The following is a 23,576-nucleotide window of genomic DNA, read 5'->3' as shown; positions in this document are numbered from 1 at the left end:
AATTATCTTAAACATTACAACAATGAAAGACCACACTGGGGTTTTGGCATGGATGGGAAAACACCGTTGGAGAAACTACAATCGTTTCCGGAGTTCAAAAGTGTATACCTTATTGTGTGATCGTACCTCTTCTGTCAAGTATCATTTAAAATGATTGATTACCGAAGATATTTATCAATGTTGGCTTCGTGTTCTTCGATGGTTTTGGCGAAATGAACGCCGCCTGTCGGATCATGAAGATAATACCAAAAGTCAGACTTCTCGGGATAAATAACCGCTCTAATCGAAGCCAAACCCGGATTACAAATTGGTTCGGGCGGCAAACCGATATTGAGGTAAGTATTGTAAGGAGACTTAAACTTTTTATCAAGGTCGGTAAGATTTTTCTTCCACCAGGTTTTTTCTTCCGGTTGATAACCCAAAGCGTATTGAAGGGTCGCGTCTGTCTGCAGCGGCCACCCGCTCTTTAAACGCCGCAGGAGAATGCCGGCGATCAGATTTCTGTCATTTTCACCGCTGGCTTCTTTTTCGACGATTGAGGCTAAAATAATTGTTTCTTTTAAGGTTAAACCATTTTTGATCGCTTCTTTTTGCAGGTCTTCTGTGACTTTTTGCCTAAAATTGTCTTTTAAAATTTGGACGATGGCGGCCGCGGTTGCCTCTTTGGGGATTAAATAGGTATCCGGGAACATATAACCTTCCTGGCTATATTTTAAAAATTGGCTTTCCGGCAACTGTAAATCCGAAGCCATTTTAAGAGCGATCTCCTCGCTACGCCAACCTTCTAAGATGGTGATCCAAATATCAACCATCCCTTTCGTTAGAGTTTGAGCAATGGTTTGGGCATCCATCGCTTGATTAAGTCTAAAGTCTCCTGCCTGGAGGTTTTGATCAATCCCCATTTTTTTAATCAAGAGGAAAAAAACCACCTGGTCTTTAATCAGATTGTCTTTTTTAAGTCGAGAAGCAATTGCTCTCACTCCCTCACCTTTACCAACCACAAAAATTTGGGGAGTTTTGTTAAAAGGATTAACCGAAGCTTTTCCTTGTTGCCACCAAATAAAACCCAGGACTAGAAAAAGAAGAATAACGAGCGTTAAAACACTTAGTCTTATCTTTAAAGATTTCATGTTAAACTTCTGATAAAAGAGCGCGTCTGAATTTACCGGTTTTTGTCTCATGAATATAAACTCGTCCGCATTTACAAGTGACTAAATTTTCGTCTTTAACTTTTGACTTTTGTGTTTTGAGCTTGGAGTTTGCCAATGAAAGCCCACAGCCGACACAGCGACCCTGAGATAAAAGCCAAGCCTGAACCGGACTGATCATATTTTTAAACATTAATTCTCCTTTACGCTAAAAGCGTTATTCTATTTTGAAGACCGGTAAATTCTTAACCGTTTCCTTAGCTTCCTCCAGTCTCCATTTATCATTGGCATAGATTATAAATAGTATATCACCCTTGTCCACGTGTTCCTCGATCCGCTTTTCTAAAAACAAACCCGCCTGTTTATCTTCCGGACTGCCCAAAATCCGGCAAACAACGGTTATCTGGTGATTGTCAATTTGGGCGATGCGGCCTTTTTTTTGACTGGTTATTTCGGCTTTGAATTTCCCCAGTTTTAATCTGTCGGCAGAAACATCGGGGTTTCCTCCTTGGGCCTCAATAATCTCCCGCATTTTGGCTAAAGCTTGACCGGAGGCTAAAATTCTTGAAGCCGTTTCTTCCCCGCTTGCCTGTTTGGCTTTTTTCATATCGGTAAAACAAAGGTCTAAAAGTTTCCCCGCTAAGCGCAGGGCTTTTCTTTCTAGGGCCAAAGGCCGGTTTTTTGTTTGCTCTAAAACTCTTAAAACGTCTCTTGATTCAAGCACCGGTCCAATACCCCGACCGGCTGGTTCCAGCGTATGATTAATATCGACAATAATTTTTATACCAAAGCGCTTCCCTAAAAAAAGAAATTTTTTACCGATCAGTTCCGCATCGGCAAAGTGTTTGATTTTAACCGTCGGTCCAACGGGGATATCAAACACCACATGGGTAGCTCCCGAAGCCACTTTTTTCGCCATGACGGAAATAATAATTTTGTCAAACGACTCAAAAGCTAAGGGCTCTTCAACTTGAATAATAACATCATCGGCGGGAGCCAACCCTAAATGTCCTCCCCAAACAATACAACCACCGACACGATTGACAATTTTCTCAATCTCTCTAGGAGCAAAAGTGACGGGCGCCAAAACTTCCATCGTGTCCGCCGTCCCCGAAGGAGAAGTAATGGCTCTTGAAGAATTTTTCGGAATTTTGATTCCCGCGGCGGCAATAATGGGAACCAAAATCATCGTGGTTCTCGTTCCCGCCACACCTCCGGTTGAATGCTTGTCGGCGACAATCCCCGAGAAACGAAGTTTATCACCGGTTTCGGCCATCGCTTTAGTTAGAAAGTAAAGTTCTTCGTCAGAAAAACCTTCTTTAAAACCAGCGGCGGCAAAGTAAGTGGTTAAAATCGGCCCCAAGCGGCGATTGGCAATTTCGTCCATTAAGGCGAAAATCTCCTGATACGATAATCTTTGACCAACTAATTTTTTCCTAATGGCCGAAATGGCAAGCGATTGTTTTGATAGACTCATCTCTTTCTCCTTTAAATTAAACCTTCCTCCCAATACTCCAAAGCCAACGCTAATTCCTCATGATTTTTAGCTGCCTCACGAAGCGGTATCTTTTGTTCCTCGGCTTCAATGGCCGCTAAAACCGCGATGGCTCCGGCTCGCGATCCCCGAGGGTGTCCATGAATGCCGCCGCCAAAATTTAAGAGAATATTTTTACCTAAGATTTTGACTAAATCAGGCACCAATCCCGGATGCAGTCCACCGGAAGCGACGGGCAAAACCGTTTTCAGTCCGTACCAGTCACTAAGTAAAAATTCATTAATCACTTTTACCTCTTCGCTCCCTCCTTCCATTTTACCGAGAACCGTCCCGGTATGCAAAGAATCAACGCCGGCCAAACGCACCAGTTTAGCTAAAACCAACATTGATATTCCGTAATCGGGAGATCTGTCCAGGGCGGCATGCATCGCCCGATGACAATGAATCATAAGCCCTAAATTTTGGCTACGTAAAGTTTGTAAACCGGCAAAACCGTTGGTTAAAAAATCAATCATGGCGCAATTTCCGCCCTGCTTTTTGATAAATTTGGCCCGCTGACACATTTTCTCTGTTTCTGCGGTGACATTAAACGCGTAGATTTTCTCCTTAAAATTATTAACTCTTATCATCCGCATAACTTCTTTAACTCTTTTTTTAAAAGGATTAAAGACCTGATTGGTTAAATTCTCGTCATCTTTGACAAAGTCAACACCGCCTAAGAAAACCTCTCTGGCAACTTGGGTGTGTTTCGTCACGTCTAATCCCAATTTAGGCTTAATAATGCAACCAATCAGCGGTCTTTGGCTAATACCGGTTAATTTTCTTATGCCCAAAAGACCCAGCGCCGGTCCGGGAAAAGTCATCACATATTTTTCCGGCAAGTTTAAGTCTATAAGCTTTAAACTTTTAACTTCCTTTAAACCGAAAATATTCCCGGCCACCGAGGAGAGAAGCTGCGGTAAATTACCCTCTTCGAAAAGTTCTAAAGGATAGGCAATTTTTAAAAAATGAGTTTTTTTATCGGCTTCTAAAACCCTGGCGTGCAAACGCTCAAAGCTGCTTTGAGCTTCAGTGGTAATTTTTGTCCAAGTACCGATTGACGATTCGGCCGCCACCCCGCCGGCAGTTTCGCCAAAATCAGTCTTCTGGTCAACACCTAATAAAAAGTGGGCGACGATATGATTTTTCAAATCAACCTTTTCTTCTAAATGTAAATATGATTTGTACGGACTGAAATTTTTCATCGTTTTGGTCTTGGTTTTACTCATTTCGATAATCCACGGATAATTTTTTCTAACCATTGTCTTCATTTTTTGAGGCAAAACTTGGCCAAATTCACAAAGAAAACCGGTGATAAATTCCGGAGGAACGTAATCAAAACTGGGATTGAAAATTTCTAGGTCCTGGGGTTTATTCTCCCAAATTTCTTTTCCGTTTCTTTCTTCAATAACCGGCGTTTGTGAAGAAAATTTAAGGAGGGTCGTGACGATAAAAAGAGGAATTTTGGCGTGAAAAGCCGAAAGAGCAATACCATAACTGCCAACTTTATTAAAAGCGCCACCTTTTTGAGAAAGAGCATCCGCCCCTAAAAGAATCAGGTCAAGGTCCTTTTCGTCTTCCTTACTGATTAAAAAAGCGGCTTCAGAATCGGTAATCATGGTGGTTGAAATCCCTGCTTCGGTTAATTCCCGAGCGGTAATTCGACCTTGAAAAAAAGGTCTGGTTTCGGTTAAATAAACTTTAAAAGTTAAACCTTTTTTCGCCGCTTCTTTTAAAAGATTCACCACACTTGAAGAATGACAATGAGTTAAAATCCGCATTCCCTCTTTAATTAAGGGCAAACCATGGGTTAAAATTTCATTTTCAATGTCATCGAATCTTCCTAAGGTTGGCGTAATGACTGATTTACCTTTAAGCTGCACCAAACGTAAAGAATTTTGTAAAAGCGGTTCCGTGGGTCTGGTTAAAAGCAAGGCCTCAATGGCTTCGGGAATTTTTTCCGTGGGTAAGGTTTGCAAAACCTTAAGTCCGGCCTTAGCCACGTTGGTTGCTCCCTGAATTTTTAAGGATTTGATTTCTTCAATCGTTTTTTCAAGATTATCCATCCAATTAATTGTAGAGAAGTTTAAGCTTAAATTCAAACTTAACGGTTGGAGTCAAATTCAGACGGCGTTGTCTAAATAAGCCTGAAGAATTAAAGCTGCGGCAATCGCGTGTTCTTCTTTCTGTCTTTTCGTTCTTGATTTGCCGGCTTCGATCATCTTTCTTAGGGCTTCTTGTGAAGTTAAGGTTTCTTCCCAATAAACAACCGGCAAATTGGTAACTTCTCCTATAATTTGGCCAAAGGCTTTAGTTTCTTCGGCCATGGCGCCTTCGGAGAGACCGATGACGATTTTTTCGATCTCATGATCATGACAAATTTTAGGAATTTTCGACTCAAAATTTTCTTGATTAAGAACGCCTAAGGGCCGGGCAAGTTCACCTTCAGAAAGAGCTAGACCAAGTTTTCTTTCTCCGAAATCAATACCTAAAATCCTCATCATTCCTTAAACTAGATGTTGATAAGTTTTGCTTTGACAATTAATCTTTTCCAATAGGTTCCCGGCGGCACACAGGTGATTAACGAAAGAGAAGACTGATCATTTTTTGACTCTAAAACGGAAAGATCTTCCGGAGCAACAACGCGCATCTCGGTAACCCGATAAAGATAAGTAATCCCGTCGAAATAAACATAAATTTCATCTTTCTCCTTGAGGGTCGGCAGCGTCGAAAAAATCGTCATGTAATTTTTGGGGTCAAAAAAGGCGGGTAAAACCGAGTGGCCGAAAATGACCGTGTTACCTAATTCTCCGGGCAAAGAATCACTACCCCACTGGATTAAATTCTTCGAAAGATCATTGCTCCCAATAACCACCGTCGCGTCTTTAACTCTTAATTTAGGAATAGAAAGAGTATAGCTGGTAATTTTCGAAGGGGAATTCCGTTGCAAGGCTTGAGGGAACCAATTAGAAGCCTGGGTCAAATCAGTCTGAACACCTAAAATCTGTTTCTCCGGCAACGGGCTAACGGTTTTGGCTGATAGTTTCGGCGTCATTAAAATCTCAAAACTGAAAATCGGCCAAATCACCAAAAAAAGAAAGAAAGCGCCGCCGGAAAAAAACAATGACGATAAAAAGACTGATTGAGGACGTAAAGATGTTCTTACCGGTTTTTTAAGGTAAACATAGGTGGCCATCTTATTTAAAGAGTACTACTTGCGGCTGGAAGTTGCAATGTTGATATTTTGACCAGTACGAGGAAAAATATTCTTGAAAAAGGGTAATTGGCGGCCAAACTTAACCTCAAAACCGGCCAGGTTACCTAAACTTCGCAAATATTTATCGGCTTCGCTGAAACTTTTTCCGAGAAGCTCCTTCTTAATAAGGTTCGTGTCAATCTGGGGCATAAGAATGGAAGTAAAATTGATTTTAAGAACCAAATTACCGTCTTTTTTCTTTTGAATTTCCACCACTTCCAGCTTAACTTCGTCTTTTTTAAACTCAAAGCCAGAAGGAATTGACGGGGCAAGACTTTTTTCCAAAAGAAAAAGAAGATCATTTTCCTTGTAACCCAGACCGGTAAAATGCATGGTTAAATCAAGATTAATTTCGTTGGCCTCTTCGTCAACTTCTTTGTCAAATTTTTTTTGGGTTACGGTTCCTGCCAGGGTTTTTTCGATAAGTTTTTCGCCCAAACCTAGCTTGCCGCTTAAATCGCCTTTGGCTTTTTCGTGGAGTTCGGTTGAAGCTAAAGTAAGGAGCTTTTCCTGATCGGCTCGAGCCACCACCGATATTTCTCGGCTGGTCCCTCCGGAAAAAGCAACCTCGTTCCTAGCGGAATAAGAACTGGTCGGAAAATCGGCAAAACGAAATTCCTGGCTGACCCCCAAGTTGCCCTCGGGACCGATATTGGCCGCGGTGACTTTGATATTTTGTTTACCGAAAGTTAAGCTCCCAACACTTTCCGAGGCCGAAGCGACACTCACCTCATCATCTAAAGTAAATTTAAGATTATTAGGAGAAACGATAACGGTTCCCTTTTTGAAGGTTTTGCTGTTAGTGGTTTTATTATAAATGGTAACCTCGCCTTTGGCTGCTTCACCAACAGTTTTTTTACCCGTCGTCGTGGCTTTTTTGACTTCTTTCTCTTCAGTTTCAAGATTAAGCGCCGGAATTTCTTTGTTCGCTTCGTTGATTGTCGTTCCCTTGGCGTTTAAATTAATCTCTAAAGGCTGCTGTAAAATTTGCGATTCCAGAATAATATTGACCTGGGCGGTCGGATAATACCAAAGAGCCAAAACAGAACCAACGGCCAAAAGGAGTAAAACCAAGGCCAAAGAAACAGCTAGGCCGAATTTTTTTGATAAAAGGCCTTTTAGTTTTTGACCTGTCATGGAGAAAAAGTTTTTAAAAGGAATCAGAGAGATTTTCGGTAAGTTTAGTTTTGACGCTGTCTTCGGCGCTGATTCCTGAAAAGAGGGAGTCGGCTGAATAAAAGTTCTGGCAACTGGTTCTGACGGCTCCGTTTGAAAATCATTTTGAGGTTGGTGTTGACCAACATCTTCCCCTTTAACAAAACCAAAATCCTGTGCTTCTTCCGGTTTCTCTGTTTCTTGACTTGCTTCAGGCGGTAACTCTGCGGCGACCGGTACTGACTGGGACATTGGTTGTTCTTCTTTTTCGGTTTCGACGATTTCAATTCTTTGCGCCGTTTCTTTCCCGGCGGCAAAAGCCACTGATTCAATATCAATATTAGATGATGCCGCTTCGATTTTGGGAAAATGGAGGAAAGAAGCTTTGGTCAACCAGGGATAATTCATAAGCTCCTGCCTGGCTTTTTCCAATTCCTGGCCATCATAAAGAAGAATCCGCGACGGTAAAATCTCCACGCCCGTAAAAGAAGCCACTGCCTTTTCAAAATCCAAGGCGATATTTTCCGTTCTCTCGATATTGATATTATTGGTAATTTTCCCCACTCTCACCAAAGAAACCGTCAGTTGCTTGCCAACCCGAACGAGAATTAAGGTCTGCGGCCCGCCTTCCTGATTTTGTAGGAAATGGATAATCGCTAAGGGAATTTCGACAAAACCCAAAGGGGTTAACGATAATTTTTGCAGGATATTTTTAATGGAAGCCAAATAGGTCTCTTCAATTTTACCATCTTTGGTAAATTCTGTCGGTAAACCTAAAATTACTTGATTAATTTTGACTTCCTGAGGAAACATGCCTTCAACTTGAGACAGGGCTTCATCAACGGCGATGGTTATCTCTTCCCAGGTTCCGCTGTAATCGGCGGTACCAATACTTAAAACCTTTATCTCACCCTCTTTAAGTTCACAGGCGGCCGTTTTTACCTTATCATCCTGGATCTCCAGGGTTAAAAAATATTCGGCCTTAGCGTTAGCTTTCGGCAAAAATTTACTGAAAATTGAGGGTTGCATAAATTCTTCTGGTTCCCGCACTTACGGCTTCTTCTTTTATTATTTTAAACTTCCCAAGCTTACCTGTAAAGTCTATGTGGGGTCCGCCGCAAACTTCTTTGGAAAAATCGCCAATCGAATAAACTTTTACCTTCTCTGGGTACTTTTCTCCAGAAACTGTTAGGGCGTTTGATTGCAAAGCTTTTTCAAAATCTATTATTTCCATTTTTACTTCAAGATTTTTTTCGATTTGTTCGTTAACAATTTTTTCCACCTCGGTTAACTGGTTCGGGGTTAGTTTTTCCGGATTGGAGAAATCAAAACGTAATCTTTCATGGGTTAAGTTACTGCCTCTTTGATGAACAAAAGAACCTAAAACCTGACGAAGAGCTGCCTGTAATAAATGCGTAGTTGTATGATATTTAGTCACCATCTCCGACTGATCAACTAATCCTCCCTTGAACATACCAACTGAGGCAGTTCGCGAAAGCTTCTGGTGTTTTTTGAAAATATCATTAAACTCTGACTTGTCTACTTTGCCACCTTTTCTTTCTATCAATTCCTTAGCAACCTCAAAGGGAAAACCATGGGTTTGATAAAGATTAAAGACACTCAATGTATTTAATTGATTATTATTAAGTTTTTCTAACTCTTTAAGACCCTTATCGAGAGAGGATGTAAACTTTTCCATTTCCTCTTCGATAACTCTAAAAACTAAATCTCTCGCCGTTGACCGATCAAAATAAGTAGCATCATAAATCCTTAATACCTCGTCTGCTATTTCGTGGAATCCCGGAATTGATGTTAGGCCTCCTTTGAGTTGATGCATTTTAACGGCTGATCGACGCAACAATCTTCGCAAAACATAACCCTGGGCTTTATTTGAAGGTTCCACACCATTAGTCATAAGAAAAGTAGCCGCTCTTAAATGATCCGCAATAATCCGCATAGGTTTTTTATTTTCTTCGTTCCCATAACTCTTCCCTGACATCTGTTCGATTATTCGAATAATTGGTATAAATAAATCTATCTGAAAAATATCAGGATTATTATTGGCAGCTGCGGCTAACCGTTCTAGACCACCGCCGAAATCAACATTTTTTTGCGATAATTCAACAAGTTTACCGTCGGCTTTTTTCTCATATTGCATAAAAACCGAGTTGCCGATTTCTAAAAACCGGCCACATTGACAATTGGGGTGGCATTTTTCGTTTTTATAAGAAGAATTTTCGTGAAGTTTTAAACCTTCGCCAAAATCGTAAAAAACTTCGGAATCAGGTCCACCGATCTCGCCTACCGGCATTTGTTCCGGTGTTCCGCTTCTTGACCACCAGTTTTTTTCAACCCCATAATAAAAAAGGTGATCTTTTGGCACGCCCAAACTTTCCCAAATTTCCACTGATTCGGTATCTTTCGGAACGTCTTTATTTCCCTCAAAAACACTAACGTAAAGTTTCTCCCCGGGTAACTTAAGTTCTTTCGTCAAAAATTCCCAAAACCACAACAATTGTTCTTTTTTAAAGTACCCGCCCTGACCGATACCATCAGGCGAGGCAGGATCCCCCAAAGACCAATTGCCTAACATTTCAAAAAGGGTTGTATGGCAACTATCACCAACCTCTTCAATGTCCTGAAGTCTTATTGACGGTTGGGAATCTACTAATCTTTGACCCATGGGATGAGGTTCGCCTTTTAAATATGGTACCAGTTGCTGCATACCGGAAGAAGTAAAAAGAGTTGTCGGGTCGTTTTCCGGAACCAAAGACGCCGCTGGAATTAATTTATGTCCCTTGGAAATAAAAAAATCCAGATATTTTTGACGGATTTGTGAAGCAATCATGTGAAGAAATTATACCATGACAAGGAGTTTTGGGAAAACCCAAATTCTCTTTAGGTAAGTTTTTTGCCCTGTCGGGTAAAAAATTTTCTTCTGATTGTCTCTGTTGTTTCTTGAGCTCTGGCTTGAGCGTCTTCGAGTTTCGCCAAAGCATTATCCAGCTTTTCCAAGGTCTGATCGGTCGCTTCTTCTTTAATTTCTAAGGCCTTTTCCTGAACTTCCTGAATTTTGCCCTCCAACTCGTTGGCCAAATCTTCACCTTTATCCTTCAACTGTTCGGCTATCTTCTTTCCTTCTTTTGTCCCCATAAAAACAATTAAACCCGCTCCCAAAAGACCACCCAGAAAAAGTCCCGATAAAAAACCATGATTGTCATCACTGTTGCTCATTTGGTGTCTCCTTTTTTTTAAAAAAACTTAATAAAGAAAAGGCGGTTTTAAAACCAGCCGTTAAACCGCTCAAGCCGGCAATTGACTTGGCAACCGCCCCGCTGGCCAAACCCGCATCGTCTAAAATTTTATTAATTTTTTCCATTGATCTTCGAAATTCCTTCAGAATATAGACAACTTGGATGCCGATAACCGTCAGAAGAATGGTTAAAACAATAACTACCGTAATTAAAAGAAGTTGGGCAGTATCCGTCATCGCAGTCTTTAGTATTACGGATTTAACCTCAAATTGTCAAGAGTCAATTCTACGGTTTTTCAACTTGAAAAGTTCTTTTTATTTCGTTTTTCCCGCCGAATTTATTCGTGGCCGTGATATCAATCGTCACCAAACCAGGATCAACCGCAATTTCCTGACTAAATTCTCCGTTAACGGGTTTAATTTCCTGGCCATTAAGAAAAAGAGTCACTCCAAGATCGGTTTTCCCTATAACCCAAACTCTTCCGCTTTTAATAATTTCATTTTCTATCGGCCGTTCAAGCGTTAATTTAGGCCGCCAAACCAAAGACTGGTATTGTCCAAAGAGCCAATAAAAGAAGAGTAAAATTAAAGTTAAAACAAAAAAACCAATGATTTTTGAAGGAGTTAAGCGGAAAAAAGGTTCATTTAGAGGTTCAGAGACGCCCCGGGGAACAATTTTGTTTTTCTCTAATCGTTCGGGATTGGCTTGCCGCCGAAAAACGGCCAAAATCATCTCTGGCGTTAAACCTAAATATTGAGCGTAATTAACGATAAAACCACGGGCATAAGTTAAAGAAGGAAGTTTTTGCCAATCATCAAACTCCAGGGCTTCTAAATACTTTTTCCGAATTTTGGTTGCCTTTTCCGCTTGATCAAGACCGAGATGTTGATCTTGACGGGCCCGGCTTAAGATCTCTCCGACAGTTTTCATGGTCAGTGGTTACGGTAAATTTTCCCCTTGAGTTGAGGAAGTGCTTTTTCCGGCTAAATATTCTTCGGCGTTTCTAACAAGAACATCGCGAGGTTTCGCCCCTTCTCCCGGACCAACAATCCCTTCTTCTTCTAATTGATCTAAAATTCTTGCCGCCCGGGCGTAGCCAATAGACAAACGCCGTTGTAAAAGCGATGCCGAAGCCCGATCATATTGGCAAACAACTTTAACGGCTTCGATAAAAAGATCGTCTTTACCCTCGCTTCCTCCTGGACCAGATTTTTTCCAAGTTAAGGGCATGTTGGTGACTTCTTCCGTATACTCAAGAGGTGTCCCTTTACTTTTAAGGAAAGCGACGAGTCGCGAGATCTCTTGCTCAGAAACAAAAGTTCCCTGAATTCGAGTGGGTTTGGCTTGATCCGGCGGGATATAAAGCATATCTCCCCGGCCTAAAAGTTTTTCTGCTCCCGGCGTATCAAGAATAACCCGGGAATCAACCATACTGGAAACATTAAAGGCAATGCGGCAAGGAATATTCGCCTTGATAAGGCCGGTAATGACATCAACTGAGGGTCTTTGCGTGGAAACGATAAGATGAATTCCGGTCGCCCGCGCCATTTGTGCCAAACGACAGATCGCGTCTTCAACTTCAACCGGAGCATAAGCCATTAAGTCAGCTAATTCGTCAATAAAAATCACAATATAAGGCAGAGCCTGAAAACCGGAAAGCTCATTAAAGCTGTCAATATTTCTCACACTGTTGTCAGCAAAAAGTTTATATCTTCTGTCCATTTCTGACATCGCCCATTTTAAAGCTGATAAAATTTTGTCAACATCAACAATTACCGGCGTTAAGAGATGAGGGATACCGTTATAGCCGATGAGCTCGACTCTTTTCGGATCAACTAAAATAAGTTTTACTTCCTTAGGCGTTGTCCTATAAAGCAAAGAGGCAATCCAGGAATTAATAAGGACCGACTTGCCGGACCCCGTTGTCCCGGCAATCAAAACATGCGGCATCCGGGCAATATTCGTCACGATCGGACTACCGGAAACATCTAAACCCAAAGTGACGGTTAATTTACTTTTGGCTTCTTTGATTGCATCCGAAGATAACATTTGTTTTAAAGTGACAAATTCTAAAGACCGATTAGGAATTTCGATGCCCACTAAATTTCTTCCCGGAATCGGCGCCTCAATTCTGATTTGTCCCGTCGGTGCCGCTAGAGCCAGGGCCAAATCATTGGATAATGAAGTAATTTTCGAAAGTTTGGTCCCCAAAGCTATGCCTAACGCATACTGGGTTACGGCTGGTCCTAAATTTATCTCCACCACGCGAGCGGCAATGCCAAAGGATTCCAACGTCTTTTCAATTGTTCCCGCATTAGCTTTTAAATCTCCCCGATCGGCTTTCTGACCAGGACCATCAGAGAGTAAGTCAAAAGGCGGATATTCCCAAATACCCGAGTCCGAAGCGTTAGAAACAACAACGGTCCCTAGTCCCTCGCCTAAATTGGGAGTCGGTGGCAACGCTGTGACCGCCGGTGTCGACATGGTTTTTTCTTCACCCCTAACTTTAATAGGTAATTTGTCTTGAACAAAAACCGGTTTTTTACCCTTGCCAAAACCGCCGAAAAAGGCGTTTTTGAATAATTTAAAAACAGCGATAAAAATTTTGGCAAAAAAAATTAAAACCTGGTCCAGGGAAGTATTAGCCAAAATGGTTAAACCTACAACCGCCATTCCGAAAAAAACCAAAAACGCCCCGGCGCCGGAGATTAAAATTTCGATATTGGTAAAGATTTCGTTACCCAAGCTCCCGGCCCGGCTTAAAGCAATTAAAGAAAACCAAAAAAAAGAAGCGCCTAAAACCACATTCAGCTTAAAAATTTTAAGACGCAAGAAAATTAACCCGTAAAGAGCCAAGATTATTGGTAAGCCTAACGTGCCCCAGCCAAAATTTTCTATTTCCAGATTATAAATTTTGGTTAAAAAAGTCCCCTGCTGGGTAAAAGAAAGGGCGGAAATTCCCGCCGCCCCCAAAAGAAAAACCGAAGATAAACTATAAATGGTTTGTTTTTTAAGCTTTAATTTCAAAAGTGAACGAGCGTAATAGCGTCGCCTCATGCAGTTATTATACTATAATTTTTACCAGGTTGGTAAGAAGTCCTTGATGTTATCTGTCGTTAAGTGGTAACTGCGGCCCTTACCCTCAATAATCTGTTTGGCAATTTTACGGCAAATGCCGTTGAGTGTCCGCTCTAAAGTTCGAACACCGGCATCAAAACCCAAAGGCCGGACAATCTGGGGCCAAAGTTGCTCGTCGATTTTTAAGTTATCTTTGGTTAAACCCGATTCTTCCATAATTTTGGGCAAAACATAATCACGGCCGATGGCAATTTTTTCTTCATCATTGTAAGAAGGCATCTGAATCGGTTCAAGTCTATCCAAAACGGCCGTCGAGATATTGGTGGTATTATTGCAGGTCGCGATAAATAAGACTTCCGATAAATCAAGAGGGTAATCAATATAATGATCAACAAAAGCCATGTTTTGTTCCGGATCTAAAAGTTCAACCAAAACCCCCATAATATCGGCTCTGGCCTGTTCGGCAACCCGGTCAATTTCATCAAGAAGGATCACGGGGTTTTTGGTCTGACAACGTTTCAGTGCCTTAACTACCTGGCCGACTTCCGCGTCTGGCCTGACTCGTGATTGACCACGCAGATCTAGAGAATCACCCATGCCGCCGAAAGGAATACGAACGAATTTTCTTCCCATCGCCTCGGCAATGGAATAAGCAATCGTCGTTTTTCCGGTGCCAACCAAGCCGACAAAACAAAGAATCGGCGCCCGCATGAATTTTAAAATCTGATTCTTGTCTTCACCCGTTTCTTTTTCACGACGCAACTGCATCACGGCCAAATATTCTAAAAGTCTCTCTTTAACTTGGGTTAGATCGTAATGATTTTTATCTAAAACCGATTTTGCGTGCTTCAGATCTAAAATATCGGGGCTACGTTGACTCCAAGGCAGATTCACAATCCAATCAATATAATGAGCAACTTGCTCGAACTCACTCGTAAAACCAGTCGTCCTGGCCATCCGGGAAATTCTCTCAAGAAGCTCATCGGTTTTCTCTTGAAGATCAGGAGGAAGTAAGGCTTTTTTAACTTTTTCTTCCAGTTTTTTAACTTCGTCAGTTTCTTGGGCAGGCATAAGACGATTTTAGCACGCGCTTGACATTAATTACAAGGTGTGATATAAGTAAACATGGTTAGTAATTATTGTCAATTTCACTCGGCCAAAAAGCCGAGTTTTTTGTTTCTTCAGCCGTTAAAATTAGATAAAATATGAGTATGCCAGAGATTAAATTTTTACCGGTTTCTTGGACACGATTAAAAGAAATTTGCTTTAACTTGGCCAAAAAAATTCTGGAAAAAGATTTACAATTTGACCGGATTATCTGTGTTTCCAGAGGTGGTCTGGTTATTGCGAGAATTTTTTCTGACTATTTAAAATTGCCAATCTCAACTTTTACTATTGTTTCCTATTCGAAGTTGGGAGAATCAGGAGAACCAAAAATTGTCGAACCGTTAAAAGTTGATATTAAAAATGAAAAAGTTTTATTGATTGATGAAATTGTCGATAAGGGAACCACGTTAAGCAGGGCGATTTCGTATTTGCAGGACTTCTCCCCCAAAATAATCACCACTCTCGTCCCGTTCGTCAAATCGTGGAGCCAACCTCTCCCCGATTTTTGGCATGTAAAAACTGATAAATGGGTTATTTTCCCGTACGAAACAAGGGAAACAATCGAAGAGCTAATTCCCGTCTTGGGGAAAAACCATCTTTCCTTAAAAGAAATTAAAAGTCGCCTTATTAAACTTGGCTTTGGAGATAATGAAGTTAATTATTTTCTGAAAAATTAAACAGGCCTTAAAGCCTTGAGCGGAAACGATCACTGGAACCACGAGATCCGCCGAAACGAGGAGCTGGACGGTCGCGTCTTACAGGCTTTTTCGCATCTTCACCAAAAAGCATAGACAAATTGATCCTGCCTTGATCGTCAATCTCAATAACCCTAACTTTAACTTGCTGCCCGATGGTCACGACTTCTTCCGGACTTTTCACAAAACCCGTTGCCATCTGTGAGACATGGACTAAGCCCTCTTTCCCAGGTAAAATTTCGACAAAAGCACCAAAGGGTAAAATTCTTTTGACAGCTCCCTCATAGATTTCTTCAGGCTTAACTTCCTTAACTAAACCCTTAACCCAATCAACCGCTTTGGCCAAGTCTTCTGGATTAGTACCGCTAATCGTCACGGTTCCATCGTCTTCCACGTCAACGGTACAATTAGTTTGCGTAATAATTTGACGGATCATTTTCCCTCCCGGACCAATAACTTCGCCGATTTTTTCCGTGGGAATGTGAATCACGGCTATCTTAGGCGCAAAACGAGAAATTTCTCCCCGCGGCCCCGGCATGGCTTCATTTATTTTCTCAAGAATAAATAATCTGGCTTTTTTAGCCTTTTCCAGAGCGTCTTTAATAATCTCTTCCGTTAAACCGGGAATTTTAACATCAAGCTGGATAACCGTAATCCCGTTTTTTGTCCCGGCAACTTTAAAATCCATGTCTCCTGAAAAATCTTCCATACCTAAGATGTCCGTCAGAGTAACAAATTTTTTCTCATCAGTTATCAAACCAATCGCAATCCCGGCTACAGGATCTGTTATCGGCACACCGGCATCCATAAGTGATAAAGTTGAACCGCAGACAGAGGCCATGGAGGTTGAACCATTAGAAGACATAATTTCCGAAACCAACCTAATCGTGTAGGGAAATTTACCCTCCGGAGGAATAACCGGTTCTAAAGCTTTCTCGGCTAAAGCTCCGTGGCCAATCTCGCGACGACTCGAAAAACCAACCCTCCCTGTTTCGCCTACGGAATAGGGCGGCATATTATAATGATGAATATAACGTTTGGTTTCTTCCCCGGTTGGAGCTTCAATTAATTGTTCTAATGAAGGGGCGCCTAAAGTCACAACGGTTAGGGCTTGAGTTTGACCTCGCGTAAAAATAGCACTGCCATGAGTCCTCGGCAAAACCCCCAATTCCATCGAAATCGGCCGAATTTCATCTTTTTTCCTGCCGTCAGGTCTTTTGTCTTTTTCTAAGATTTCCGAACGGACAAATTTCTTGAAAAGGTAATCAAAGGCTTGATTAATTTCCTTAATCCCGTATTTTTCTTCATATTTTTCAAAAACTTCTTGAGAAAGGACTGCTAGTTCTTCTCCTTCTTCCTCTTTGGCGATACGTTGGATTAAAATATGGTCGAATTTATGCTGATAATCTTTTTCGAGGATTTTTAAGAGTTCTTTATTTATTTCTGGCTCTTCAAATTCCTGTTTTTTCTTACCCACTTCTTCAACTAATTCGTGAATTACCTTGATGATTTTCTCTAGTTCGTCACCGGCAAAATTAACGGCTCCCAAAACTATCTCTTCCCGCAATTGCTTTCCCTTGCCTTCAAGCATAATCGTCTTGGCCTTTGTTCCGGAAACGACCAAATCGAGTTCGGAAAAATTAAGTTCGGGCAGTAAAGGGTTAATAAGATAGTGACCCTGTTCGCCTTCCTTTGGCGCTATCCAGCCAACTCTGGCCGCAGCAATCGGTCCTTTCCAGGGAATATTAGAAATAGATAAAGCCGCGGAAGTCGCCAGAATTCCTAAAATATCTGGATCGTTCTCTCCGTCGACCGATAAAACCGTCACTGTAACCTGAACTTCATTCTTATAACCCTTAGGAAAAAGAGGCCTGATGGAACGATCAACTAGTCTGGCGGTTAAGATGGCTTCGTCCGACGGACGACCTTCTCTTTTAACCCAACGGGAACCTTTGATTCTCCCGCCCGCATAAAGTCTTTCGATGTATTCAACTGATAAAGGGAAATAATCCAGTTCGGCTTTAGGCGCTGAAGAAACAACGGCCGCCAAAACCATGGTCTCGCCGTAAGAAGCCAAAACCGCGGCGTTGGCTTGTTGGGCAAGTCGTCCAGTCTCGAAAGTTAAAGTTCTTCCGCCTATCTCGAATGATTTTTTGATTATTTTCATATCAAAACGGGTTTATTTAGCCAATCCCAATTTCTCACTTACGGTTTTTAATCTTTTTTTATCTTTATCCTGTAAATAATTAAGAAGTCTTTTTCTTTTAGAAATCATGGTTAAAAGACCTCGGCGCGAATGAATATCATGACCGTGAATTTTTAAATGTTCCGTTAATTTTTTAATTCTTTCGGTTAAAATCGCAATTTGCACCTCGGGAGAACCGGTATCACCGTTAACGGTGGCAAATTTCTCGATTATTTTCTTTTTCGCATTGGTATCAAGCATAGAGTGATAGATTTAAATTATATCAAAGATAAATGAGTAAGATTATATATAAATATCTTTGATTAATTCGCCTTGCTCATTATAGCAAACTAAATTGAAAAATTAAAGTAGTCTTGATTCGTCCCTGGGTATCTGTGAACTCGGAGTTTTGGCCGATTTATAAATCTTCGGTTGCAACCAATCTGCCGGAGCCTCTTTAAGAGTTTCTTTCTCTGGCAAAAGACCTCTTTTCCCACCGGCCTTAAGACATAAAGCCGTAGCCTCGAAAGCGCCGGCTGAAGTTTGGGCCAGGGAAAAATTATGCGTCGCACTTTCAATGCCTATTAATAAATTAGTCGCCATATCCTGAGTTAATGACAAACCCAAACTCTGAATAAAAAAAGCGACGATTTCTGAGGTTGAGGAAGCATTGGGCTCAACTAAGTTGATTTTGGCAAATTGAAGATTGTTTGGATGATAATCAATATTAATCGTCGTGATTTTTGAGTAAATTTCTTTTTCGTCTTGGTAAAATTTACCCAATTCTTCTAAAGAAGCGCAGTCTAACACAAAAATTAAATCTGGTGTTGCTTGAGCCGAAGAAAAATGAACTTTTTCCGGACCAAAAGTTGGAGCCCCCGGTCGAGGCTCGATGACTAAGTTAAACTTATCGTTGGCGACATTATAACTAACCTTTTCAATTGAACCCTCAATATAGTCTAAGGAAATTATAAAATTCTTGCCGCTTAGGGACGGTTCGACTTTATCAATACCAATCAGATTGCTAAAGGCAACCGTTGACGGCGTCGGGCAAGCAATCGTGACTTTTTTGCCCGATAAAGATAGACTTAAAAAAAGCGCCAGTGATGATCCCAGACTGTCCTGGTTAGGATTTTCGTGAGTGACAACAAGAATTTCCTTGCTTTGTTCTAAAAGACTTCGGATTTCTGAAATATTAGGTAGGATAGCCATATTTATTAATTATCTTTGGGATATTACAACATCCCCTATAGTAAAGTCAAGCGGGGGATCAAAAACAAGCCCGCATTCTTGACCCAAACTAGCTTTATTAATTTTTACCTTTTGAGAATGCAAGGATTTAATTTTTGCCTGACCAATCTCCTTTTCGGCTCTTAGAATTTTTATTCTGTCTCCTAGGGCTAATCTTCCCTCAATAACTCGACATCCGGCAATTTTGGTTTTTTTCGTCGGAAACTCGGCAATAATTTCCGCTTTTCCTAATGACTCTTCTTCTGTCGGTTTAGAAAGAGCTTCGATAACCTCATCAATTTCGTCCAATAATTCATAGATGATTTGATATATCTTATAGTTAACGTGTTCTGTCTCGGCCAACTTCACAACCGAAGGTTTAATTCTAATATTAAAACCAAGAATAATCGCTTTGGTTGTTTTTGCCAAAAGAATATCACTATCGGTAATATCACCGGTTCCGCTACTGATAATTTGGGCTTTTTCTTTACCTAGGCTATTGGTAAGCGCCTCAAGAGTTCCGATCGTGTCGGCTTTTAAAATAATTTTTATCTTCTCTGTTTTTTCTTGAGTTTGTTCTGCCACCGATTCGTTTTCTATAACTTTTGGTGATATGGTGGTCGCCGTTTTGGTCACGAAAGAGCCAACCTGGGGGATAACTTCTAAACCGAAAATCTCAACGGGCATGCCCGGCTTCGCTTCTTTGATTTGTTCTCCCCGGTCATTGATAATCGCCCGAACTCGACTTTTTTGTCCTTCAATAAAAATCTCATCACTTTGACAAAGCGTCCCGTTTTTGACTAAAATTGAAGCCAGAGGACCGCGGTTGCGATCCATTTTTGATTCAATCACCACGGCTTCAAATAAACCGCTCTCCCCACCTTCTAATCCTTCCATTTCACTGACTAAGATAATCATATCCAAAAGATCCTTGATGCCTTCGCCAGTCTTGGCTGAAATGGGTAAGCTGACAATCTGACCACCGTAACCTTCGAGTAAAACACTCTCTTTTGCCAATTGTTTTTTGATTTTTTCTAAATTAATGCCCGGCAGATCCACTTTGTTAATCGCCACGATCATGGGGATTTTGGCTTCTCTAATATGATGGATGGCTTCTTGAGTTTGAGGCATAACCCCGTCATCAGCCGCCACGACAAGAATCGCTAAGTCGGCAATATTAGCTCCACGACTGCGCATCTTATTAAAAGCTTCATGCCCGGGCGTATCAATAAAAGTAATTTTTTGGTCACCTACGTCAACCTGGTAGGCCCCGATATGCTGAGTGATTTGTCCGGCCTCTTTTAAAGCAATATGAGTTTGACGAATATAATCAAGAAGGGTTGTTTTGCCATGATCAACGTGACCTAAAACGACAACGATTGGCGGTCTTCCTGGTTTTTTCATCACAATTTTAGTGGTTTTTTTTGTCTTCATAAGATTATTTTTCCACAACACCGGGGGCACTTGGGGATTTTTTTATTTTTTAAGCTTTTTTCCTGTCTTGGGTGCTTTTGGTGTTGCCGTTTTTTTCGTTTTTTTGATTTTTTTTACGGCCTTGGCTTCTTCTGTCGCCTTGGACTTGCTTTTAATATCGATTTTCCAACCGGTCAGCTTAACCGCCAGCCTGACATTCTGACCGTCTTTACCAATCGCCAATGATAATTGATCATCTGGAACTAAAGCCGCGGCCGTCTCTTTGGCTTGGTCAAGAACCACGGTGATTTCTTTAGCCGGAGACAAACTGCTGGCAATAAAAGTCATCGGATCATCATTCCATTGAATAATGTCCAACTTTTCCATCCCTCCAAGTTCGGAAATGACCGCCTGAACCCGAACTCCTTTTTGTCCGACACAGGAACCGACCGGATCAACTCCGGGTTGATCAGAAAAAACGGCGATCTTCGTCCTGTTACCAGCTTCCCGAGCGATACCTTTAATTTGTACGGCTCCCGAAGCGACTTCAGGCACTTCTCGACGGAATAAACCCTCAACCAAGCCCCGATGAGCTCTTGAAACAATAATTTCGTTACCCCTGATCCCTTCTTTTATTCCTTCAATATAAAAAGTTAATCTTTGATTGATACGATAATTCTCACCGCGAACTTGTTCGGCCGGCGGCATCACGCCTTCGGCTCGACCGATGTCAACTATAATGTTTGGACCGTCAAATCTTAAAACCATACCGTTAACGATCGTCCCGACTCTGGCTGAATAATCAGTTAAGACCGCGGCTTTTTCCGCTTCGCGGATTCTTTGCAAGATGACCTGTTTAGCGGTTTGAGCGGCAATACGACCAAAACCCGGAGGAGTAATGTCTTTCCCTTCCTTAAGGACTTTCGCTTCGCCAGAATTAGGATCAACTTGAGCCTCAAGTTTCTCGATCTCTTCTTCGCCAAAATCCTTACGATAGGCGGCTAAAATAGCCGCTTTAATTGTTTCTAAAACAACGTTAGGGTCAATCCCTCGTTCGGTACAAACCTGATTAAGGGCTAAAGCAAATTCGGTTCTGACGATAGCTGGCATCTTTTTTTCCCTCTTTTTAATTAAAAAGGTGGGTTCCTCCCCACCTCAAAAAGTCACTCAAAATTACCGCCTGATTATAGCACTTAAAATATTTGAAGTCAAACGTTATCTTAAATATTCGACGAGTTTTGGTTTGGCAAAAACCAGAAGACGATTTAAAGTTGTTCCCGGCGGATCACAGGTTTGTAAAACCAACTTCTCTTCTTGGCCGACCTCTTTTAAATATTTCGTCTCTTTCGGCCCGACAATTTCTTTACCGGTAACCTCATAGAGAATTTTTTTACTATAATAATAAACTAAGATTTGATCGCCGGGCTCGAGTTTTCGCAAAAGATAAAAAACGGCGTTAAATTGTGAAACTAAAAGGGGTGAACTCGTCGAATGGGCAAAAAGATACATCGTACAATCCATGCCGGGAAAACAAGTTCCTTTGGCGTGGGCAATGCCTTCTTTTAGAGCTGCCAAATAATTCTCTTCGTTGGTCGGATCAACGTTGGCCGTAATCGCTGCCTTGGCATCAATCTTGGGAATAACCAAAGAAAAGGTGGTATTTAAAGGCGACCATTGATCGCCGTGCGGAAAACCGGGGAAAACTTTATCTTCTGCTTGAGATTGATGTGAAATGATTAAATTATATCTGACTTCCTGAACCAAAACCGGTAAGAATAAAGAGGCTAGACCAAAAAAAGAAAGGCTGATAAAACCGGTGGAAACGACGAGAAGAAAAGGCCGCCAAAAAGAAGACCTTCGAGGAACAAAACTCTGGTTTTGCTCAATTTTAGGAACGGCTATCCAACCTTCGGCTTTGGTTCCATCAAAAATAACTCCGTTTTGATTCATCGTCTTTGCTTTAAAAAATCAATTAAATTAATAAGAGGCCTAGTCTAATGACAACTCCCATCGCGCCAATAAGCAAAAGACTGATCGTGAGATTTGTTTCGGCTCCGGCTTTGGGAGTAACCACTGGTGTTTGCGCGCCTAAAACAGGTGGTTTCGTCGAAATTGATTCACAACTGCAATCTTGTTCGTTTTGACAAGAGATATTAACACAATGTTTATCGCTACCAACCTGCAGACATCTTAGGTCTTGGGGGCATTCGTTATCATGACCGCAGATCTGCCAGCATGATTTATTACAGGTGCAATCAGTCTCACCCGAACAGGCGGAATTGACGCAACGTTTAGTACCGTTTATCTCCTGGCAACTCAAACCAGCGCTGCAAGTTAGGGAAGAACATTCTTGATAGCAACCGGTTACCGGCGTTGGCGTCGGTGTCGGCGTGGACGTTGGCGTTGGAGTTGAAGTCGGCGTCGGTGTTAAGGATGGCGTCGGCGTGGGTGTTCCCGGCAGAGTTGGAGTGGGCGTAGGCGTCGGGGGATTTGTGCGACACGGTTCAACACCGCTGTCAGCCGCTCGACAACTTCCGCCTTTATTCGTTCCGGCCGCAATATCTGATTGCCAAGAACCACAAGCACTGCCGCTGATGTTCCCTGTAAAAGGCAGGGTGTTCGTACTTGTGGTTGATGGTCCGCCGCAAACTCCGGTATTTACCGGACAAACCTTAGAAAACCAAGAGGCAGTAACCACGGCATCTTTACAGGCATTTGGATCAATCCCGGCCTTCGCACTGACGGAAACGCCACTTCGATTAGCCATACAGACAATTTCACAGGAACCATTACCAGGGCTGGGCGCGGCGCCATTTTGACAGGCACCATTGGCAAAGTGGCAATTAGCATGAGTCCAACATTCAGCTTCGCCAAAACCACCACAACCAGAGGCACAATGAGCGAAACTGCAAACCCCAGAAGCACACTGGTTGTCGTTTTGGCAGGAACAACCGGCAGGTTGAGTTTCTCCATTACAAGCAGGACTTATCGTGGGAACAGGTGTTCCTGTCTTGGGATTGCTATGGCAAGAACCATCATAAACGTAACAATCAACGTGATTACCACATTCGCCCACATTGATCGCCTCACAACTCACGCAGCAATTATTACTGCAAACTTGGTCACATACCGGGTCGCCGGCGTTTCCGCATTTAGTACAACTTTGGGCTAAAATGTTTCTTTCAGATTGAAGGTTTTGGTTGGTGGAAAAATAATAAACTCCCAGGCTAATCAATAAAATTAAAGTTAGCAGTGTTTGAATCAAACCATAGCCCGTAAAAAGTTTTTGCCTTAAGGTGGGAAGCTTTTTTGATTTCATAAAACGAGCAACAAAAAACCTGCTTTGGGCAGGTTAAAACCTATCTTAAACGTAAAAAAGCTGTTTGTCAAGAAGCGTAGTGTAACATAATTACGTATACACTTTTAAGATATTATGGATAGTTTACGAATTCGCTATTTATGGCCTAAAATGCCACTCATGCATAACTGTATTAAATCCCGATGGGTGGCCGAAAAAATGC

The 23,576-nt window shown here is 41.7% G+C and carries 21 protein-coding genes; 1 reads left to right on the top strand and 20 read right to left on the bottom strand.

Translation table 11 applies throughout. From position 1 onward, the window contains the following. Positions 1 to 158 precede the first annotated feature (158 nt). Genes mltG through M1575_02625 form a run of 13 tightly spaced genes read right to left on the bottom strand, consistent with a single transcriptional unit; the run spans position 159 to position 14,496 of the window. Positions 159 to 1,130, bottom strand: coding sequence for an endolytic transglycosylase MltG (gene mltG, locus M1575_02685; protein ID MCL5095610.1), 972 nt, complete (start codon positions 1,128 to 1,130; stop codon positions 159 to 161). Position 1,131: 1 nt separating this feature from the next. Further along, a complete protein-coding gene (locus tag M1575_02680) occupies positions 1,132 to 1,329 on the bottom strand; it encodes a hypothetical protein (GenBank protein MCL5095609.1) in 198 nt (65 codons plus the stop codon). A gap of 36 nt (positions 1,330 to 1,365) precedes the next feature. Further along, on the bottom strand, positions 1,366 to 2,625 hold the full coding sequence (locus M1575_02675; GenBank protein MCL5095608.1) for a thymidine phosphorylase: 1,260 nt from the start codon (positions 2,623 to 2,625) through the stop codon (positions 1,366 to 1,368). 11 nt (positions 2,626 to 2,636) lie between these two features. After that, positions 2,637 to 4,748, bottom strand: a complete 2,112-nt coding sequence (locus tag M1575_02670) for a ribulose-bisphosphate carboxylase large subunit (GenBank protein MCL5095607.1) — start codon at positions 4,746 to 4,748, stop codon at positions 2,637 to 2,639. Positions 4,749 to 4,805: 57 nt separating this feature from the next. Further along, a complete protein-coding gene (ruvX, locus tag M1575_02665) occupies positions 4,806 to 5,186 on the bottom strand; it encodes a Holliday junction resolvase RuvX (protein ID MCL5095606.1) in 381 nt (126 codons plus the stop codon). 8 nt (positions 5,187 to 5,194) lie between these two features. Next, on the bottom strand, positions 5,195 to 5,878 hold the full coding sequence (locus M1575_02660; GenBank protein MCL5095605.1) for a sortase: 684 nt from the start codon (positions 5,876 to 5,878) through the stop codon (positions 5,195 to 5,197). 15 nt (positions 5,879 to 5,893) lie between these two features. Further along, positions 5,894 to 8,122, bottom strand: a complete 2,229-nt coding sequence (locus tag M1575_02655) for a hypothetical protein (protein ID MCL5095604.1) — start codon at positions 8,120 to 8,122, stop codon at positions 5,894 to 5,896. After that, positions 8,100 to 9,941, bottom strand: a complete 1,842-nt coding sequence (locus M1575_02650) for an alanine--tRNA ligase (protein ID MCL5095603.1) — start codon at positions 9,939 to 9,941, stop codon at positions 8,100 to 8,102. Before M1575_02650 ends, M1575_02655 begins: the two co-directional genes overlap by 23 nt. Before the next feature lie 50 nt (positions 9,942 to 9,991). Continuing rightward, positions 9,992 to 10,327, bottom strand: a complete 336-nt coding sequence (locus M1575_02645; protein MCL5095602.1) for a hypothetical protein — start codon at positions 10,325 to 10,327, stop codon at positions 9,992 to 9,994. Then, positions 10,314 to 10,583, bottom strand: coding sequence for a hypothetical protein (locus M1575_02640; GenBank protein ID MCL5095601.1), 270 nt, complete (start codon positions 10,581 to 10,583; stop codon positions 10,314 to 10,316). Before M1575_02640 ends, M1575_02645 begins: the two co-directional genes overlap by 14 nt. Before the next feature lie 49 nt (positions 10,584 to 10,632). After that, a complete protein-coding gene (locus tag M1575_02635) occupies positions 10,633 to 11,277 on the bottom strand; it encodes a helix-turn-helix domain-containing protein (protein ID MCL5095600.1) in 645 nt (214 codons plus the stop codon). 9 nt (positions 11,278 to 11,286) lie between these two features. Continuing rightward, complete coding sequence (locus M1575_02630; GenBank protein MCL5095599.1) at positions 11,287 to 13,404, bottom strand: DNA translocase FtsK; 2,118 nt, start codon at positions 13,402 to 13,404, stop codon at positions 11,287 to 11,289. A 21-nt stretch (positions 13,405 to 13,425) separates the two neighbouring features. Then, complete coding sequence (locus M1575_02625; protein ID MCL5095598.1) at positions 13,426 to 14,496, bottom strand: AAA family ATPase; 1,071 nt, start codon at positions 14,494 to 14,496, stop codon at positions 13,426 to 13,428. Between the two features lie 140 nt (positions 14,497 to 14,636). On the opposite strand from M1575_02625, the gene M1575_02620 reads away from it, so the two are divergent. Beyond that, positions 14,637 to 15,209, top strand: a complete 573-nt coding sequence (locus M1575_02620; GenBank protein MCL5095597.1) for a hypothetical protein — start codon at positions 14,637 to 14,639, stop codon at positions 15,207 to 15,209. A 7-nt stretch (positions 15,210 to 15,216) separates the two neighbouring features. On the opposite strand, the gene M1575_02615 is transcribed toward M1575_02620, so the two are convergent. The 7 genes from M1575_02615 to M1575_02585 form a co-directional block, all read right to left on the bottom strand. Beyond that, complete coding sequence (locus M1575_02615) at positions 15,217 to 17,394, bottom strand: polyribonucleotide nucleotidyltransferase (protein ID MCL5095596.1); 2,178 nt, start codon at positions 17,392 to 17,394, stop codon at positions 15,217 to 15,219. A gap of 12 nt (positions 17,395 to 17,406) precedes the next feature. After that, entirely contained in the window at positions 17,407 to 17,673 is a 267-nt protein-coding gene (gene rpsO, locus M1575_02610; protein ID MCL5095595.1) for a 30S ribosomal protein S15, read from the bottom strand. 102 nt (positions 17,674 to 17,775) lie between these two features. Further along, positions 17,776 to 18,624, bottom strand: a complete 849-nt coding sequence (locus tag M1575_02605) for a DHH family phosphoesterase (GenBank protein MCL5095594.1) — start codon at positions 18,622 to 18,624, stop codon at positions 17,776 to 17,778. 9 nt (positions 18,625 to 18,633) lie between these two features. Continuing rightward, positions 18,634 to 20,076, bottom strand: coding sequence for a translation initiation factor IF-2 (gene infB / locus M1575_02600; GenBank protein ID MCL5095593.1), 1,443 nt, complete (start codon positions 20,074 to 20,076; stop codon positions 18,634 to 18,636). 42 nt (positions 20,077 to 20,118) lie between these two features. After that, a complete protein-coding gene (gene nusA / locus M1575_02595) occupies positions 20,119 to 21,165 on the bottom strand; it encodes a transcription termination factor NusA (protein ID MCL5095592.1) in 1,047 nt (348 codons plus the stop codon). 105 nt (positions 21,166 to 21,270) lie between these two features. Beyond that, positions 21,271 to 22,005: a sortase gene (locus M1575_02590; GenBank protein ID MCL5095591.1), complete on the bottom strand. Its 735-nt coding sequence runs from the start codon at positions 22,003 to 22,005 to the stop codon at positions 21,271 to 21,273. A gap of 22 nt (positions 22,006 to 22,027) precedes the next feature. Beyond that, entirely contained in the window at positions 22,028 to 23,374 is a 1,347-nt protein-coding gene (locus M1575_02585; GenBank protein MCL5095590.1) for a hypothetical protein, read from the bottom strand. Between the last annotated feature and the right edge of the window lie 202 nt (positions 23,375 to 23,576).

The sequence above is a fragment of the Patescibacteria group bacterium genome, from assembly GCA_023473585.1.
In the GTDB taxonomy this organism is placed as follows: domain Bacteria; phylum Patescibacteriota; class Microgenomatia; order JAMCYU01; family JAMCYU01; genus JAMCYU01.
This window is presented reverse-complemented; position numbering and strand designations above follow the sequence as displayed.